This is a genomic window from Streptantibioticus rubrisoli (assembly GCF_024436055.1).
GTDB lineage: Bacteria > Actinomycetota > Actinomycetes > Streptomycetales > Streptomycetaceae > Streptantibioticus_A > Streptantibioticus_A rubrisoli.
Map to the genome: position 1 here is coordinate 53487 of NZ_JANFNH010000001.1, position 15338 is coordinate 68824.

A 15338-nucleotide genomic window follows, 5' to 3' on the forward strand; every position below is an offset into this window, starting at 1 on the left:
CTGGCCGCCAGGCTGACACCATGACGACGAAACAGAACATGACTGGGTATGTGTGGTCCGCCGTGCAGGACGCACCGGTTCAGGAGTTGTTCCCAGGTATCCGCCTGCGCCCGCTGTGGAGCGGGGACAACGGCGCGAAGGCTCATGTGCTGGAGATGGACCCCAACACGTGCTGGCAGGGGGTCGACATCCACGAGCCGGGCCCCGAGGAGGTCTTCGTGGTCTCCGGAGTCTTCAACGACGGCGACCGGGACCTCCCCGCAGGCTCCTTCATCCACGCCCCCGCAGGCTCCTCCCACGTCCCGCAGACGACAACGGGCTGCACGCTGTTCGTCTTCTACCCGGAAGGCTAGGCGGCTTCCTTCAGTGCCATCTGATGCGTCATCAGGGGGCGGCCTTCCTGTGCGACACGCGGCCTCGTGCGAGGACAGCAGTGTCGCCGCCCCCGTTGATCAGCCGTGCGTCCGGCGGGATGGCGAGTGTTCTCCTGCGCTGGGCGAGTACGGCGGCATGGACCACTGTGCGACCTTCCCGGCGCGGAGCGGCGTCAGCTGTCCGCTGTCTCGCGGCCCATCTGTTCCAGTGCCTGCCGCGACGCGGCACGGGCCTGCTGCAGCTTGTCGCAGCCATACCACGCCAAAGCCGCGGCGCACGTCGCGTAGACACACGTCAGGGCGGCAGCAGCCCGGTGGGCGGGCCAGCGGCGTTCGAGTGTGCGTAGCACCGTCTGGTGCGTCATCACGAGCGTGAGAACGCCGCAGGTCCCGGCCCCGGCCACGGCCGCCGAGCCCAGGCCCGCTCGGCGAACCGTGGCCACCAACTCGGCCTTGGTCTGGTCGATCTCCGCGCGGACCAACGACGCCACGTCTTGCGACAGCCGCCCAGCGGCATCGGAAAGCCCGCCCGCTGCGGTTCCGGAATCAGTCGGCGAACCCTGGTCCGGCTGCTGTTCCGTCATCGTGTACGCCTTTCACGAAGGGGCTCAGTGGTGGCGGCCGGTGAGCAGGTCGCGCACGCGGTCCACCATGCCTGCGCCGGGGGCGAAGATCTTGTTGGCGGGAGGGGTGTCGGGCGCGGACGGGTGCGGGCGGGTGGGAGCCGCTTTCTTGGCCTTGCGGATCTTCTCCCCGAGCTCGTCCAGCACCTCGGGCGCGCAGGATTCCGCCAAGAGCGCGAAGAGGCGGCCCTCCTCGTCGCGAACGTGCTCAGTCACGTCAAGCCTCAGTTTGGCGACCAAGTGGTCGAACTGATCGTCCTCGGCGGCACGGCCTTCCAGGTCCTTCAGCAGCCGCTCGATGCCCGCGTGGTCCTCGATCTCCTTGTCCGCCAGGTCGTCACCGTCGTCCACATACCTGCGGACGACCGGGTACAGGTACTGCTCTTCGGCGACCAGGTGCCGCACCAGCGCGACCGTCAGCTCATCTACCAGTTCCCTGCGCCGGTTGTCGCCGACCGGCTGCGTCTCGATCTTGGCGAACAGATCGTCGACCTCCCGGTGGTCCGCCGTCAGCTCCGCGATGACATTGCCACCATGTCCCATACCGTTTTCCTCTCCCAATTTCTCCAGCCGGGGGTGGCCGGGCCAGTTCACCGTCGCAGCACGGTTACCCGAAGCCGCCGCCGACACGCGCACATCTCCCCACAGCACGGCATTCGGACGATGCCGTCCCCGAAGCCGGTCGACTCGGCCGCTCGCTGCCGGGGACTGCCCACCCCACCGGCGTGCCACCCAAGGGCATGCTGCTGCGCGGGAGCGATGGGAGGGCGGCTCGGGCGTCGGACCCCAGGTCGGCGGTCGGACGACCGAGGCGTCGATGCCGCGTCAACCACCGCCGCAGGCATGGTGGGAGGTCCCCAAGAGGCCAGTCCTCAACAGTCCTGTCCGCCAAGAGTTCTGTCGCCAGGAGGCCTGCCGTCACGGTTCGAGGGAATGCCGCATGTGACATGTCACACAAGACCGCGCGTGTTCCAGCCCTGTTGGGAACCTCCTCCCGTTCATAACATCCGCGGCATGGACCTGGAGGTACGGCATCTGCGGGTGGTCTGCGCGATCGCGGAGGCCGGAAGTCTCACCCGCGCCGCGGTGTCGCTGCACATGACGCAGCCGGGGCTCAGTGCCCAGCTGCGGCGCATCGAGGTCATGCTGGGTGGGACGATCTTCGAGCGCGGGCAGGCCGGGGCGGTGCCCACGCCCTTCGGGGAACTGGTGCTCACCCGGGCACGGGCCATCCTGCCCGGCATCGACGACCTGCTGGCCGACACCGCGCGTGCCACCCGGCCCCGAGGCGCCCCCGACCGTGTCCGACTCGGCTCGGTGGGCGCCCCCCTGCTGGCCGATCTCGTCCTGGCGGTACGGGGCGTGCTCCCCGCGGCGGAGGTGTCGACCCGATGCCAGTACTCCCCGTCGCCGCTCCTTGATGACCTGGCCGCGGGGCGCCTGGAGGCGGCCGTCGTCGGGGACAACCCCGGCCACGAACTCCCGCCGCACGCAGGCGTCGTACTGTGCCCGCTGGTCACCGAGCCCGTCTTCGCCCTGCTTCCGGGCACCCACCCGCTGGCCGCCGAGGAGGAGGTGAGCCTGAACCAACTCCTTGAGGAGGACTGGGCGATGCCGCATCCCGACAGCGACCGCACCCGGGAGTACTGGGCGACCGTCTTCGCGATGATGGGCCGCCAGCCCCACACCCCGTACGAGGCTGAGGGGCGGCAGCTCATCGAGATCGTGCGCGCGGGGCTGGCGGTCAGCCTCTGCCAGGCCACCTTCATCGAAGTCCCCGGCATCGCGGTCCGCCCACTGGCCGGTACTCCGCTGTGGTACCGCCACGTGCTGGCCTGGCACCGCGACGGTCCGCTCGCCGTCCACGGCGACGAGATCGTCCGCAGGGTGGGCGAGGGCTATCTGGCCACCTGCGCCGCCACCCCCGCCTACGCCCGATGGCGCGAACGGCACCCCGTTCGGCGCGGCTGTCCGACCGGGTCGGCTGAGCCGAAGACGGCCACTGCACCGGCGGCACGTCATGGCGCGCCACCGGGGGCCGGGCGTACGACCTCGCACGTCCCGAGCCGTGCCGGGTGAGGCTACCGCTTGGTGAGGGAAATCCCGTCCTGGAGCGTGTTGTTGCTTCTTTCGACGCTGGTCCGCACTCCTGTCGCGGGGTCGTCGAAGGACTGCCCACGGTGCGGGGCCGCCATGTCCACGGGTTGCAGCCCTGAGGCGGGGGGGCGCCGGGGTTGCCGTCAGCACTTGAGCCGCAACTGGTCCTGCGCCGCGCCCGGGTGGACCACGACCGGGGCCACCGTCGGACACAGGGCGAGCGAACAGTGGTTCACACGGGCAGGGCGTGGGCACCCGTCGAGGCGACACGGCGGGAGCTAGTCGCCTGTACGGGATGTTGACCGCGCCGATCCGAGAACGCACCTCCTTCCGATGTGCCTTCCGTCTCGTATGAAGCATCTGTCTTCCGCGGTGCCGTGGGGGAGATGTCAAAAACCCATAACCCGGCGTTGTGGATGACTGCGTCGACCACCCCAAGGTGGCCAGAAACGATTGACCGGGCTTCGGGGCCGGGTGACGGGGGGCGTGCGGGGGCGGTGTTCCTGCGGTTGTCGTCCGGAAGCGCTGGTTGGGGTGCGGCGGAGCCGAATTGGGGCTATGCGAGCTGTGGGGTGAGCCTCTACGCTCACCCGCGTCCTGTGGTGGCGGGAGCACCGCGTGACTCGAAACGCGCTCCGTCATGCCCAGGAGGCACTTGATGCTCCAACGCTCCAGCCTGCTCGTGGTCGCCGTGGCGACCGCGACGATACTCACAGGCGGCGCGGTCGGCTTTGCCGCGCCCAGACCTGACCACCCGTCTGCCGACCGTCAACTTGCCGCGCTCGGCAGGCACGTGCATCACGACAGCAGCGGTGGTATCAAGCCAGCCGAGGATGGCGGGGATCCGGACGACCCCGTCGCGGGAACCCTCCAGTTCGCCGCGGCCAGGACGGCCCCGTCCGCCACCGTCTCCGGTGCCGCGCTCGCCGAAGGAGCGGCCGAAGGCGACCGGCTGCCGGTCCGCGGCGGCAACTGGTCGGAGGTGACCAGCGGTTCGGCCAGCAGCGAGACGCCCGGCTACGCCGACCCTTCCTTCTCCGACTACGGCTCCGGCTGGGGTCTGGTGACCGGGCGGGCGTCCGCGCTCGCCACTGACGGCCCCTGGGTGTATGCCGGGTTCGCCGACGGTGGCGTCTGGACATCGAACAACGCCGGAAAGACATGGAAGGCGGAGTTCCAGAACCAGTCCACCGAGTCGATCGGCTCACTGTGGGTGAACCCGGTCGACCACTCGTTGTGGGTCGGTACCGGTGAGGCCAACACGAGCGCCGACAACTACACCGGTCAGGGCGTCTTCCGGTCCGCCGACCACGGCCGGACGTTCCAGCGGGTCGGTGGATCCGAGCTGCTGAACGCCCAGGTCGCCCAGTTGACGACGAACGGCACATATGTGTTCGCGGCGACCAGCCACGGCCTGTGGCGGCGACCGGTCACCAGTCGGCTGAGCCAGCCGTGGCAGTCGGTACTCAGGCCGGACCCGAATCCGGACAAGGATCCGACGCGGACCTCGATCATCTCCAGCGTCACGGTCCGACCGGGCAGTGGCGGAAACACGGTGCTGGCGGCGCTGGGTTTCCGCAACGGTACCGCTTACGACGGGCTCTACCTGTCCGCGAAGGGTGGCGCGCCTGGCTCCTTCAGGCGGATCCAGCCAGCCGGGCTGGACAATTCCGACATCGGCCGAACCAGCCTCGACTACGCCAACGACGGCAGCGCGTTGTACGCGGTGATCCAGTCACCTGCCTACTACTCCGGCAAGCGCCCCTCGCCGCTGCGATCGACCTCGCTCAAGGGCGTGTACAAGTCGGCGAGCGGTGACCCGAACGGTCCGTGGACGCTGGTCGCGGACGCGGGCACGTTGGGTGGGTCCGGGTCCGCGCAGGCGTTCCCGTCCACCTACGAGCCGGGGGTCGGCTCCTGGTACAACCAGTACGTCAAGGTTGACCCGCGTGACCCCGAGCACGTCTACGTCGGTCTTGAGGAGATCTACGAGACCCGCGACGGCGGAGCCACCTGGAAGACCAGCGCGCCGTTCTGGAACTTCACACTTCCCTGCTACGGGACGACAACCGGCTGCCCGCCCACGGTCCACACCGACCAGCACGCCATCGCGATCAGCCGTGACGGCACCATGTACGTCGGCAGCGACGGTGGCGTCTGGTCCCGGCCGACCTCCGACGACCCAACAGCGGGTTGGAAAGACCTCAACGCCGGGTTGCACACCCTCCAGTACTTCTACGTCGGCGCGGGTCGCGACCCCAACGGCGGCACCGCGCTGTGGGGTGGCCTGCAGGACAACGGTGGCACCCTGGTGCGCGGCAACTCCCACAAGGTGATCCAGCCGTTCGCCGGTGATGGGGGTGATGTCATCGTGGACCCGGACAACGCCGACCGAGCGGCTGCCGAATACGTCGACGGAGACATCACGGTGACCACCGTCGGCGGTCGCTCCGACGGCAAGACACCGGCGTTCCGGGAGATCAGCCCCAGCTGCCAGATCAACAGCCCGATCGCGAGCTGTGACCCGGGCATGCAGTTCATCGCGCCGTTCGCGGCGGACAGGGCGGAGCCCAACCGCTGGGTCATCGCGGGCAGATATGTGTGGGAGACCCAGAAGGGCTTCGAGACGGTCTGCTCCAAGCAGGCGGCGGCCTGCGACTGGAAGATCGCCTACGACCTTGGCGCCACCGCCTCGACCACCGCGGTGGAGGGGAACAGGGGCGTGGACTACGTCGGTTGGTGTGGTCCGTGTCTGCCTTCGGACGAGAACGGCGGCGGCTTCAAGAACGGTATCGCCACCAACTATGGCGGCGCCTGGCACGCCATCACCGCGCCCAACCTGCCGAACCGGTACATCACCCGGCTGGTCAGCGACCCGGCCAACCCGGCGCATGTCTACGCCGTTTACGGGGCCTACTCGCGCAAGTGGATTCCCGGCGCTGGGTCCGGGCACGTCTTCGAGTCGAAGAACGGCGGTGCGACCTGGAAGGACATCAGCGGAAACCTGCCCGACCTCCCCGCCGACGCGCTGGTCATCGCGAAGGGCCAGTTGATCCTGGCCACCGACCATCTCGTCTACACGGCAGACATCAAGAACCCAACGCGCTGGGCGCGGCTGGGCCGCGGTCTGCCCAGTTCCGTGACGACCGACATCACCCTCTACCCCTCGGGTGACACAGTGGTCGCGGCCACGCACGGCCGCGGTCTGTGGAGGCTCGAGCTCGGCAAGTGACCCCGGCCGCCTGCGGATTCGGTAGGCCAACATCGGCTCCGGCACGCGTGCGCGCGGACGCGTGCCGGAACTGTTCACCCAGCGGACGGCGACGTTGTCGCCGTTCGGCGAGACGATGCCGTAAGCGCGCGCCGCGCCCAGGTGCGGCCTCGTGGTGGGCTCAGCGTCTGCCCCGCCTCGTCGGCGCAGCAGATGAGCGCGCCGAGTTCGCCGGTGTCTTTCCACGTACGCGATCCTCCACAGCGCAAGCGGTCTTGTGGTCCAGCCCCCGGATCGCGATGGCGGCGTCGGTGGCTGCTACCTGCTCAGTGCGTTGTTGGCGATGAGCGCGGTGGCGGTGTCGATGATGGTCTGCTCGGTGGGGCGGGGGCGCCAGCCGAGCTGGGTGCGGGCCTTGCTGCTGTCGACGAGCCTTGTGCGGCCCAGTTCGGGGCGCACCATCGCCATCTGCGGGTTCAGGTGGGCGAGGAGCTTGACGATGATGTCGGGCATGGTGCGTGTGGGCACCTTGGCTGCTTCGTCCGGGAGCTTCTCGCGCAGGATCCGGGCGATGTCCCGGTACCACCAGAAGCTGCCCGACCCGAGGAAGCGCTGGCCCGCGGCGGCTGGGCTGGTCATGGCGAGTATGTGCAGTTCGGCGATGTCGCGGACGTCGACGACGTTCCATCCGATGTTCGGCACGGCGGGAATCTCACGGGTGAGCAGGCGGCGGATGATCTCGACCGTTCCCGGCCTGTTCGACCGGCCCAGCATGGGGCCCTGCATGAACGTCGGGAGGACGGCGGTCAGTTCGAGGCCGGTCGCGGCGGCGAGATCCCATGCGTCGCGCTCGGCGAGGATCTTGGAGTCGGGGTACGCGCGAAGCGGTGTGGCGGACGGGGCGGTTCGCACCGATTCAGTCGCGGCCGTGGCCGGGTCGCCGGTGTCGGCCGTGACGCCGGAAGAGGTGAGCACGGCACGCTTCACCCCGGCGCGGGCGGCGGCGCCCAGGACGCGGCGGGTGCCCTCGCGGGCGGTGGTGATGAGGTCCACGCCCGAGCCGAAGGGCATCGGCGAGGCGGTGTGCAGCACGTAGTCGGCACCCGCGACCGCCTCGTCCCACCCGTCGTCGCGTAGGAGGTCAACGGCCGCGAACTCGACGGCCTCGGCCGCCAGTCCGCCTGCCTGCTCGCCGACGGCAGCGCGCACCTGCTCTGCCTTGTCGAGGCCGCGCACGGTGGTGCGCACCCGGTAGCCGCGCTGGAGCAGGCCCGAGATCACCCAACCGGCCAGGTAACCCGTTCCGCCCGTGACAAGCACCGTCTCGTCGGCATGGCGGTCGATCGTCCTTGTTCTGGTGGAGGTGGGAAACGCGGCGGACGCGGTCGTGGCCGAGGTGCTCGGCGAGTTCGGAGTGCCAGCCTCCGTGGCTGGTGCGCTGTGGGCGCTCGCTCCGGGAACCGAGCCGCCGACGATGAGAGAAGTGGCGGCCCGGCTGCGCTGCGACCCCTCCACGGTCAGCCTCGTCGCCGACAAACTCCAGGCCACGGGACTCGTCGCCCGCCAGCCCCATCCCGCCGACGGCCGCAAGCGCACCCTGGCCCTGACCGAACGCGGGCATGAACTCTGGGACGTGCTGAGAACCCGGCTGCACGCCTCCGGCCTCTTCGCCGACCTCGACGCGGAGGAACAGGGCACCCTGCTCGCGCTGCTCACGAAAATGCGACCGCTGCAGCGGCCGTACTCAGAATGAACTCGCAGCGTTCCTGAGCTGGTGTCGGCCGTTATTCCTTGCTGGGCAGCGCGGTGCCGACCATCTTCGACACCGGCGTTCCGGTGCCCAGCGCCAGCAGCAGGCCACCGGTGGAGGCCCGCAGCCAGTCGATCAGATCGGACATGGCCCGTTCCTCCTGTTCCTGGCGGATCCGCGGGCCAGGGTGAACACCCTGGCCCGGCGGGTGATTTCGGCCCAGTCGCCGTCCGCCACAGCGGCCGGGGGAACGACGTCGGTTCCGGCGCACACGGCCAGCGCACCGTGGGCGAGGAACTGTGCGGCGTTCCTGCTGGTGACTCCGCCGGAGGCGATGAGCGGGGCGTCGGGAAAGGGACCGCGAAGGTCACTGAAGTAACCGGGGCCGAAGGCCTTGGCGGGGAAGACCTTGACCGCGGCCGCACCGAGGTCGAGGGCCTCGGCCACCTCGGTGGGGGTCAGCGCGCCGAGCACGGCGGCGACTCCCGCGGTGCGGGCGGTCTCGGCGACGGCCGGGCGCAGGCCGGGCGTGACCAGGAAGAACGCCCCGGCGGCGATCGCCTGCTCGGCTTGCTCGGCGGTCAGCACGGTGCCCGCGCCGACCCGGTGTCCGGCGGCGCTTGCGTCGGCCAGGTGGCCTGGCGTTCCTGGTGTGGTGAAGGTGAACTCCGTGCGGTGGATACCGCCGGCGGCGAGCGCCTCGCAGAGCGCGGCGGCGTCGGGTATGCGCGGTGCCCTGATGACGGCGATCACCGGGTCCTCCGCCAGAGCGGCGCGCAGTTCGGTGGCTGCGGGACGGGTCATGTGGCCTTGGTTCCTCGGGGAGTTCTTCGCAGGGCGCGTCCGGGCAGGGCGCCGGTGGGGGAGCCTTGGCGGAGGACGGCGGTGCCGTTGACGTAGACGTACTCGATACCGGCGGCGGGGCGCCGGGGGTGGTCGAAGGTGGCGGTGTCCTGGACGGTGTGGGGGTCGAACAGCACCAGGTCGGCGTGGTAGCCGGGCCGGACCAGGCCCCGGCGGTCGAGTTTCAGTCGACGGGCCGGGCGGCCGGTCATCCGGGCGATCGCCTCCTCAAGCGTGAGAATGCCCAACCCACGGCTGTAGTGGGCGAGATAGCGGGGGAAGGTGCCCCAGGCCCGGGGGTGTGGCCGGACTCCCACGAGCAGTCCGTCGCTGCCGACGGTGTGGGCGGGGTGCCGCATGATGGCCCGTACGTTCTCCTCGTGGCCGACGTGCTGGAGGATGGTGGTGGCCAACTCGTCCTGGCGCAGCAGGTCGAAGAACACCTCGGTGCCCTTGCGCCGCCGCCACGCGGCGAGTTCGGCGACGGTCCGGCCGACGGCGTCGGCCAGTCGCGGGTTGCGGACGCCGGAGATCTGGATGGTGGCCCAGTCGGCGACCACGCCGTGGCAGCCGTCGCTGCCCCGCTCTTCGAGGTCGACCCGGATCCGCTCCCGGGCACCCGGCTCGGCGAGCCGGGCGAGAAGGGCGTCGGGTCCCCCCTCGGCCGCCCAACTGGGCAGCAGCGCGGCCAGCGTGGTGGATCCGGGAAGATAGGGATAGCTGTCCAGCGTGATGTCGCAGCCGTCCGCGAGGGCCGCATCCACCAGGGTCAGCAGCTCGACGGCCCTGCCCCGGTTGACCTCGAAGTTCATCGTGGCGTGCGTCAGGTGGAGCGGGCAGCCGGACCGGCGGGTGATCTCCACCATCTCGGAGTAGCCCGCCAACGCGCCCTTGCCGTAGGAGCGTTGGTGCGGGGCGTGGAAGCCGCCGAACTCGGCGACCACCCGGCACAGCGCCACCAGCTCATCGGTGTCGGCGTACATCCCGGGCGGGTAGGTGAGGCCGCTGGACATGCCGACCGCGCCCTGCGCCATCCCCTGGGCCAGCAGCTCCCGCATCAGGCAGAGCTCCCCGGCGGTCGGCGGCCGGTTGTCCCAGCCCATCGCGAGCATCCGAACGGAACCGTGCGGTACCAGGTAACAGGCGTTGACGCCGATGCCCCGGTCGAGCCGGTCGAGGTACTCGGCGACGGTACGCCAGTTCCAGTCGAAGCCCTCCGGATCGCCGTTCCACCCCGCGAGTTGACGGCGCAGCGCGGCCAGCGTGGTGTCGTCGACCGGGGCGTAGGACAGGCCGTCCTGGCCGAGTACCTCGCAGGTGATGCCCTGGGTGACGCGGGACGGGTGCTCGGGTTCGACCAGCACTTCCAGGTCGGAGTGCGTGTGCATGTCGATGAAACCGGGCGTGAGGACGAGGCCGTCCGCGTCGATGATATGACGCCCCGTCAGGTTGGTTCCCACTTCGGTGATGAACCCGGCGGTGACGGTGACGTCAGCGCGGTAGCGGTCGGCTCCGGTGCCGTCGACGACGGTGGCGTCGCGGAAGAGCAGGTCGGACATCAGAAGGACGTCCTCACCAGATCGGCCACCCGTGGCTCAGGGCTGTCCGCGTCGTCCGGGACGGGGATCAGCGACCACGCCGCCCCGGTGGCCCGGTATTCGCGGACGGTCAGGCCCCGCGCGGCGGGAGGAAGCGCCGTGAACCGCCAGTCCAGGAGGGCGTCGGCGAGTGCGGCCATTCGCGCCTTCGTCCCGGCGGTGCTGCCGAGGCTCGCGTAGGTCTGGAAGTCCACGGCGGTGCCCCTTCGATTGGTTCCCGCACCTCGGCACTGCATTGTGCGCGTTGCAACATATGCAATTGACATTGCATATACTGAAGTTACCCTTCTAGCATTCGTCGGCGACACCGGTCAACGGTCCGATCGACGCGGGGGAACGCAATCCGATGGCATTCCAGGACGCCGCAACCACCGAGCCGCTCCCGCACGCGGTGTGTCTGGGCGAGTCGATGGCGGTACTGCTGCCGGACGGGCCAGGTCCGCTGGAAACGATCAGCACCTTCTCCGCGTCCGCGGGCGGTGCGGAATCCAACGTCGCCTGCGCGCTAGCCGCCCTCGGTGTCCCGAGCGCCTGGATCAGCCGGGTCGGCGACGACGGGTTCGGTCGGCGGCTCGTCGCCGAGGTCGCCGCGCACGGCGTCGACACCTCCGCGGTGGCGGTCGACCCACGGCGGCCCACCGGCGTCTACCTCAAGGAGATCGGCGGCTCGGAGCACCCCAACGACCTTGGCGCCGGGCGCAGTCGGCTGCACTACTACCGCGCCGGATCCGCGGCCTCCGCCCTCTCGCCCGAGCTGCTGGCCGACCCGGCGGCGGCCCGGCTGCTCACGGCTGCCCGGATGCTGCATCTGACCGGGATCACGCCCGCGCTCTCCGACAGTTGCCTCGCCTTGGTCCGCGCCCTGCTCGATCCCGGGAGGCGGCGCGGCCGACTGGTCAGCTTCGACCTCAACTGGCGGCCCGTCCTCTGGCACGGCCGGGACCCCAGAGTGCTGCTCGGGCTGTTGAACGCGGCCGATGTGCTCCTGCTCGGTGCCGACGAGGCCGAGGCGGCGCTCGGTACGGCCGACCCTGAGGTGCTGCGCGCGATGTTCCCTTCTCCCGCCACCGTGGTGGTCAAGGACTCCGGTCACACGGTGACGGCCCTCGGCCAGGGCGGCCCCGCCGTCACCGAGCCCGCTCTGACCGTCGAGGTGGTCGAGCCGACCGGGGCGGGCGACGCCTTCGCCGCCGGTTATCTCGCTGGCACCGCGCGCGGCCTCGACCAGCGTCGCCGACTGCGGCTCGGCCACCTGACGGCGGCCTGCACGCTGACGGTCCACGGTGATCAGGGCCGGATACCGCCCGACGACGTGGTCGCCGCCCTGCTCGCCTTGCCCGCCGAGGAGTGGGCCGCCACCCGCGTCTCAAGAGATGGCATCGTGTCTGCGGCCGTCACCTGACCGTTCAGGGACCGGACCGACTAACTCACCTTGGAGCACCAGCGGATCATGAGCCAGACCGTCACCCGCGCCCTGCGCCTGCTCGCCGAGCTCGGCGAGGGCGACCGCTCGCTCGACCAGTTGGCCGAGCTGATCGGCGTGCACAAGAGCACCGTGCTGCGCCTGTTGCAGAGCCTGGAGGAGCAGCGCTTCGTCTACCGGGACGCGGCCTACCGCTACCACCTGGGTGCCGGTCTGTTCGCCCTGTCCAGTCTGGCGCTGGAGCAGCGAGGCATTCGCCGCACCGCCGCGCCCCACCTCGCCAAACTCAACGCGGCCACCGGACAGACCGTCCATCTCGCGGCCTACGAGGGCGGAGAGGTGGTCTACATCGACAAGTACGACTCCCGGCACCCCGTCAGGATGTACTCAAGGATCGGGCTGCGGGCGACGCTGCACTCGGCTGCCGTCTCCAAGGTGCTGCTGGCCTGCCTGCCGCTTCCCGAGCGGCAACGCGCGGTTTCCGCCATCGACTTCACCCCGCGCACCGCGAACACCATCACCAGTGCGCAAGCCCTGCTGGCCGAGTTGGAGACGGTCGCGGCGCAGGGCTGGGCACAAGACCACGGCGAGGACGAGGCGTTCATCAACTGCATCGCCGCCCCGGTCCGCGACGCCAGCGGACTCGTGGTCGCCGCGGCCTCGATCTTGGTACCGGACATGGTGCTCCCGTACGAGCAGGTGCTGGAGCTACTTCCCCAACTGCTCGCCACGACCCGGGCGATCTCCATCGACGCCGGACTGCCCGCGCAGTCACCGTGACCACCACCAACAGCACCCAGGAGCACACCATGACCGAGAAGACCGAAATCCGCACCGCCGGTGCGCCCGCGCCCGCCTGGACGTTCTCCCAGGGCGTCCGCAAGGGCCCGATCCTGCAGGTCTCCGGCCAGGGCCCGCAGGACCCGGCCACCGGGGAGTACCTCCACCACGGAGATGTGAAGGCGCAGACCCGGCGCACCCTGGAGAACGTCAAGGCGATCGTCGAGGCTGGCGGCGGCACGATCGACGACGTGGTGATGTTCCGTGTCTACCTGACCGAACGCGCGCACTTCCCGTTGATGAACGAGGCCTACGCCGAGTTCATCGAGCAGAACACCAGGCCCGGCGGTGTGAAGCCGTGCCGTACCACCGTCTTCGTCGGCCTGCCCCAGGAGCCGATGCTGGTCGAGATCGACGCGCAAGCCGTCGTCGGCTGAGACTCACGGAAGAGCAGGGCCGTCGAACTGGTCGTCCGCCGCGGGCACTTTCTGCGGTGCTGACCACCTGCCGGGCAGCCCGCCTCATGAAAGCGCGAGGCTAACTGGTCAGTGTGACCTTGTTGAGCCCGGTCGGACGGTCCGGGTCGACGCCGAGGCTTCGCGCGGTGGCGAGGGCCAGTTGCTGGGCCCGTACCGTCGCGGGGATGCACTCGCCGAGGTGGCCGAGGGCGGGCCAGGGCAGGTCGGCGCCGGGGGCGGTGCCAGCCAGCAGGATCGGGGCGCGGCGCTCGGCGAGGGCGTTGCGGACATCGAGGGTGTCCGTGTCGGCCGGGCCGGAGCCTGCGAGGAGCAGGGCCGGGGCGTCGGGGCCGCAGACGGCGATGGGACCATGGCGAAAGTCGGCGGTGGACCATCCGTGGGCCATCAGCCCGGTGGTCTCCTGGAGTTTCAACGCACCCTCCAATGCCGCCGGATAGCAGGCGCCGCGCCCGACGACGGCCAGCCGGTTGTGCGCGGCCAGCAGCCGCGCCGCACGCTCCGGCGCGTCGGTGTCGGCCAGCACGCCTGACACGGCGTTCGGCAGCGCGGCCGCCTGAGCCTGTGTCAGGTATCCCGGGGCGAGTCCCGCGGCGATGGCGAGGACGGCCAGAAGCTGGCCGGTGACGGTCTTCGTGGCGGGCACCGCCAGTTCCGGGCCCGCGTCCAGCGGGATCGAGAGGTGGGCCGCGCCCGCCAGTTCGGAGGCCCCGTCGTTGGTCACCGCGATCACCTTCGCGCCCGCGGCGGCGTAGCGGCGGGAGAGGTCGACGATCTCCGGGGTGCGGCCGGACTGGGAGAGCGCGACCAGCAGCCAACCCCGCAAGCCCGTCGGCGCCTTCCCGTACGCCGTCGCGAGGCTCGGCGCGACCAGGCAGGTGGGCAGACCGGTCGTGAGCTCGACCGCGTAGCGGCCGAGCAGGGCGGCGTGGTCGGAGGAGCCGCGCGCGAGGAAGGCCACGCCGAGCGGCGCCGTGCCGCCGGACAGGGCGGCGACCTGCGCGGTCAGGACCGCCCAGCGCTCGGCGAGCGCCGCCAGCACCTCGGGCTGCTGCCGCATCTCGGCGTCCATCCGGCTACCAGGACGGGTCAGTTGGGAGGGGATCATCAAAGGGCTCCGAGAGATGCGGTGGGGCGGCAACGTGCGGCCTTCGGCAGCGGTCGCAGGCTGTCCAGGGCGAGGGTGACCGCGCCGTGGAGGGAGGCGTCCTTGCGGAAGCGGGCGGGCCGCAGCTCCGCCGGGAAGGGCGTCGCGCCGGCGAGCAGGCGTTGCAGCGTCGGCAGGATCACGTCGGCGGCGGCCATCATGCCGCCGCCGAGGACGATGCGGGCGGGGTCGGCGAAGACCGACAGGTTGGCGAGGGTCATCGCGAGGACGGTGAGCGCATGTTCGGCGAGGTCGCGGGCCGCCGGATCGGTGCTGTGGAAGAGGTCGGCGGCGCTGGCTGGCGCGCCGAGCAGTTCCTCCGCACGTTCGCCGAGGCTTTTGCCGCCGACGAGTTCCTCCAGCGGGGCGTGCCCGGCCCGGACCGCGTCCACCGGGGCGCCGCCGGGGTTGATGTAGGCGATCTCCCCGGCCGCCTGGTGGGCGCCTGCGATGACGCGCCCGCCGACGGTGAGCGCCGCGGCGATGCCGGTGCCGAGGCTGACGTACAGGCCCGGGTCCGCGTCGCGCAGCGCGCCGAAGCGCAGTTCCGCGAGCGCTCCGGCTCGCACGTCGTTGGCGACGGCGACCTCCGGCGCGCCGAGCTCCTCGGCGAGCCGTGCGGACAGGGCCAACTGCTCCCAGCCCGGCAGGTTGGGGGTGAGCAGGATGCGGTCGGGCTGGACGATGCCCGGGGCGACAGCCGCGTGGGCGGCGACCGGGGCGGCGAACCGCTCGGCCGCCTCTCGGGCCAGGCGCCGGGCGGCTTCGGCGGCCCGGGCGAGGGTCTGGTCGGGTCCGCGCTCGGCCAGGGTGTCCAGGCGGACGCGGGCGAGGACGGTGCCGTGCGAGTCGGCGAGGGCGAGTTCGGTCTTGGTCCCGCCGAAATCGATGCCGATCACCGTGAAGGGAGGGCCGTCACCGGCGGCGTCGGGGGTGGGACCGTCGCAGGGGCGTGGGAGGGATTCGGGCTGTTCCAGCATCAGGGGCGTTCCTCGTGCGCGGTCCGGCCGGGCGGA

At 70.8% G+C, this 15338-nt stretch carries 15 protein-coding genes; 7 read left to right on the forward strand and 8 right to left on the reverse strand.

The genetic code is table 11. The annotated features are described in order from the left end of the window. The first annotated feature begins 20 nt into the window (after nt 1–20). Nucleotides 21–353: a cupin domain-containing protein gene (locus NON19_RS00250; RefSeq protein WP_255924438.1), complete on the forward strand. Its 333-nt coding sequence runs from the start codon at nt 21–23 to the stop codon at nt 351–353. A 194-nt stretch (nt 354–547) separates the two neighbouring features. On the opposite strand, the gene NON19_RS00255 is transcribed toward NON19_RS00250, so the two are convergent. Both NON19_RS00255 and NON19_RS00260 read right to left on the reverse strand, forming a co-directional pair. Then, on the reverse strand, nt 548–958 hold the full coding sequence (locus NON19_RS00255; RefSeq protein WP_255924439.1) for a phage holin family protein: 411 nt from the start codon (nt 956–958) through the stop codon (nt 548–550). Between the two features lie 24 nt (nt 959–982). Continuing rightward, nucleotides 983–1540 carry a hemerythrin domain-containing protein gene (locus NON19_RS00260; protein ID WP_255924440.1) on the reverse strand — a complete coding sequence of 186 codons (558 nt, stop codon included), beginning with the start codon at nt 1538–1540 and terminating at the stop codon, nt 983–985. Nucleotides 1541–2011: 471 nt separating this feature from the next. Between NON19_RS00260 and NON19_RS00265 the strand changes: the two genes are divergently transcribed. After that, the gene (locus NON19_RS00265; protein WP_255924441.1) at nt 2012–3076 is read left to right on the forward strand and encodes a LysR family transcriptional regulator; all 1065 of its coding nucleotides are present in this window, start codon (nt 2012–2014) and stop codon (nt 3074–3076) included. Nucleotides 3077–3752: 676 nt separating this feature from the next. Beyond that, nucleotides 3753–6326 (forward strand): beta propeller repeat protein, encoded by a 2574-nt coding sequence (locus tag NON19_RS00270; protein WP_255924442.1) that lies wholly within the window; start codon nt 3753–3755, stop codon nt 6324–6326. A 297-nt stretch (nt 6327–6623) separates the two neighbouring features. Here NON19_RS00270 and NON19_RS00275 read toward each other — a convergent pair whose 3' ends face one another. After that, a complete protein-coding gene (locus NON19_RS00275) occupies nt 6624–7625 on the reverse strand; it encodes an NAD-dependent epimerase/dehydratase family protein (protein WP_255924443.1) in 1002 nt (333 codons plus the stop codon). On the opposite strand from NON19_RS00275, the gene NON19_RS00280 reads away from it, so the two are divergent. Further along, a complete protein-coding gene (locus NON19_RS00280) occupies nt 7615–8058 on the forward strand; it encodes a MarR family winged helix-turn-helix transcriptional regulator (protein ID WP_255924444.1) in 444 nt (147 codons plus the stop codon). The two genes, NON19_RS00275 and NON19_RS00280, sit on opposite strands and share 11 nt — an antisense overlap. 132 nt (nt 8059–8190) lie before the next feature. Here NON19_RS00280 and NON19_RS00285 read toward each other — a convergent pair whose 3' ends face one another. The 3 genes from NON19_RS00285 to NON19_RS00295 are packed head-to-tail and all read right to left on the reverse strand — an operon-like array spanning nt 8191 to nt 10690. Then, a complete protein-coding gene (locus NON19_RS00285) occupies nt 8191–8859 on the reverse strand; it encodes a bifunctional 4-hydroxy-2-oxoglutarate aldolase/2-dehydro-3-deoxy-phosphogluconate aldolase (protein WP_255924445.1) in 669 nt (222 codons plus the stop codon). After that, a complete protein-coding gene (locus NON19_RS00290) occupies nt 8856–10457 on the reverse strand; it encodes an N-acyl-D-amino-acid deacylase family protein (RefSeq protein WP_255924446.1) in 1602 nt (533 codons plus the stop codon). The genes NON19_RS00285 and NON19_RS00290 overlap by 4 nt, the downstream gene beginning before the upstream one ends. Continuing rightward, nucleotides 10457–10690: a hypothetical protein gene (locus NON19_RS00295; RefSeq protein WP_255924447.1), complete on the reverse strand. Its 234-nt coding sequence runs from the start codon at nt 10688–10690 to the stop codon at nt 10457–10459. The genes NON19_RS00290 and NON19_RS00295 overlap by 1 nt, the downstream gene beginning before the upstream one ends. 152 nt (nt 10691–10842) lie before the next feature. On the opposite strand from NON19_RS00295, the gene NON19_RS00300 reads away from it, so the two are divergent. The 3 genes from NON19_RS00300 to NON19_RS00310 are packed head-to-tail and all read left to right on the forward strand — an operon-like array spanning nt 10843 to nt 13136. Further along, complete coding sequence (locus tag NON19_RS00300; protein WP_255924448.1) at nt 10843–11898, forward strand: sugar kinase; 1056 nt, start codon at nt 10843–10845, stop codon at nt 11896–11898. Nucleotides 11899–11946: 48 nt separating this feature from the next. Further along, nucleotides 11947–12699: an IclR family transcriptional regulator gene (locus NON19_RS00305; protein ID WP_255924449.1), complete on the forward strand. Its 753-nt coding sequence runs from the start codon at nt 11947–11949 to the stop codon at nt 12697–12699. Between the two features lie 29 nt (nt 12700–12728). Next, nucleotides 12729–13136: a RidA family protein gene (locus NON19_RS00310; protein ID WP_255924450.1), complete on the forward strand. Its 408-nt coding sequence runs from the start codon at nt 12729–12731 to the stop codon at nt 13134–13136. Nucleotides 13137–13236: 100 nt separating this feature from the next. Here the strand turns inward: NON19_RS00310 and NON19_RS00315 are convergent, their stop codons facing one another. Both NON19_RS00315 and NON19_RS00320 read right to left on the reverse strand, forming a co-directional pair. Continuing rightward, nucleotides 13237–14283 (reverse strand): SIS domain-containing protein, encoded by a 1047-nt coding sequence (locus NON19_RS00315; protein WP_255924451.1) that lies wholly within the window; start codon nt 14281–14283, stop codon nt 13237–13239. Further along, complete coding sequence (locus NON19_RS00320) at nt 14283–15302, reverse strand: ROK family protein (RefSeq protein WP_255924452.1); 1020 nt, start codon at nt 15300–15302, stop codon at nt 14283–14285. The genes NON19_RS00315 and NON19_RS00320 overlap by 1 nt, the downstream gene beginning before the upstream one ends. Nucleotides 15303–15338 lie beyond the last annotated feature (36 nt).

What these genes read in the sequence shown, in the direction of transcription:
- NON19_RS00305 (WP_255924449.1), top strand. Translation starts at nt 11,947, where the DNA reads ATGAGCCAGACCGTCACCCGCGCCCTGCGCCTGCTCGCCGAGCTCGGC.
- NON19_RS00250 (WP_255924438.1), top strand. Translation starts at nt 21, where the DNA reads ATGACGACGAAACAGAACATGACTGGGTATGTGTGGTCCGCCGTGCAG.
- NON19_RS00265 (WP_255924441.1), top strand. Translation starts at nt 2,012, where the DNA reads ATGGACCTGGAGGTACGGCATCTGCGGGTGGTCTGCGCGATCGCGGAG.
- NON19_RS00260 (WP_255924440.1), bottom strand. Translation starts at nt 1,540, where the DNA reads ATGGGACATGGTGGCAATGTCATCGCGGAGCTGACGGCGGACCACCGG.
- NON19_RS00285 (WP_255924445.1), bottom strand. Translation starts at nt 8,859, where the DNA reads ATGACCCGTCCCGCAGCCACCGAACTGCGCGCCGCTCTGGCGGAGGAC.
- NON19_RS00255 (WP_255924439.1), bottom strand. Translation starts at nt 958, where the DNA reads ATGACGGAACAGCAGCCGGACCAGGGTTCGCCGACTGATTCCGGAACC.
- NON19_RS00300 (WP_255924448.1), top strand. Translation starts at nt 10,843, where the DNA reads ATGGCATTCCAGGACGCCGCAACCACCGAGCCGCTCCCGCACGCGGTG.
- NON19_RS00315 (WP_255924451.1), bottom strand. Translation starts at nt 14,283, where the DNA reads ATGATCCCCTCCCAACTGACCCGTCCTGGTAGCCGGATGGACGCCGAG.
- NON19_RS00270 (WP_255924442.1), top strand. Translation starts at nt 3,753, where the DNA reads ATGCTCCAACGCTCCAGCCTGCTCGTGGTCGCCGTGGCGACCGCGACG.
- NON19_RS00310 (WP_255924450.1), top strand. Translation starts at nt 12,729, where the DNA reads ATGACCGAGAAGACCGAAATCCGCACCGCCGGTGCGCCCGCGCCCGCC.
- NON19_RS00290 (WP_255924446.1), bottom strand. Translation starts at nt 10,457, where the DNA reads ATGTCCGACCTGCTCTTCCGCGACGCCACCGTCGTCGACGGCACCGGA.
- NON19_RS00320 (WP_255924452.1), bottom strand. Translation starts at nt 15,302, where the DNA reads ATGCTGGAACAGCCCGAATCCCTCCCACGCCCCTGCGACGGTCCCACC.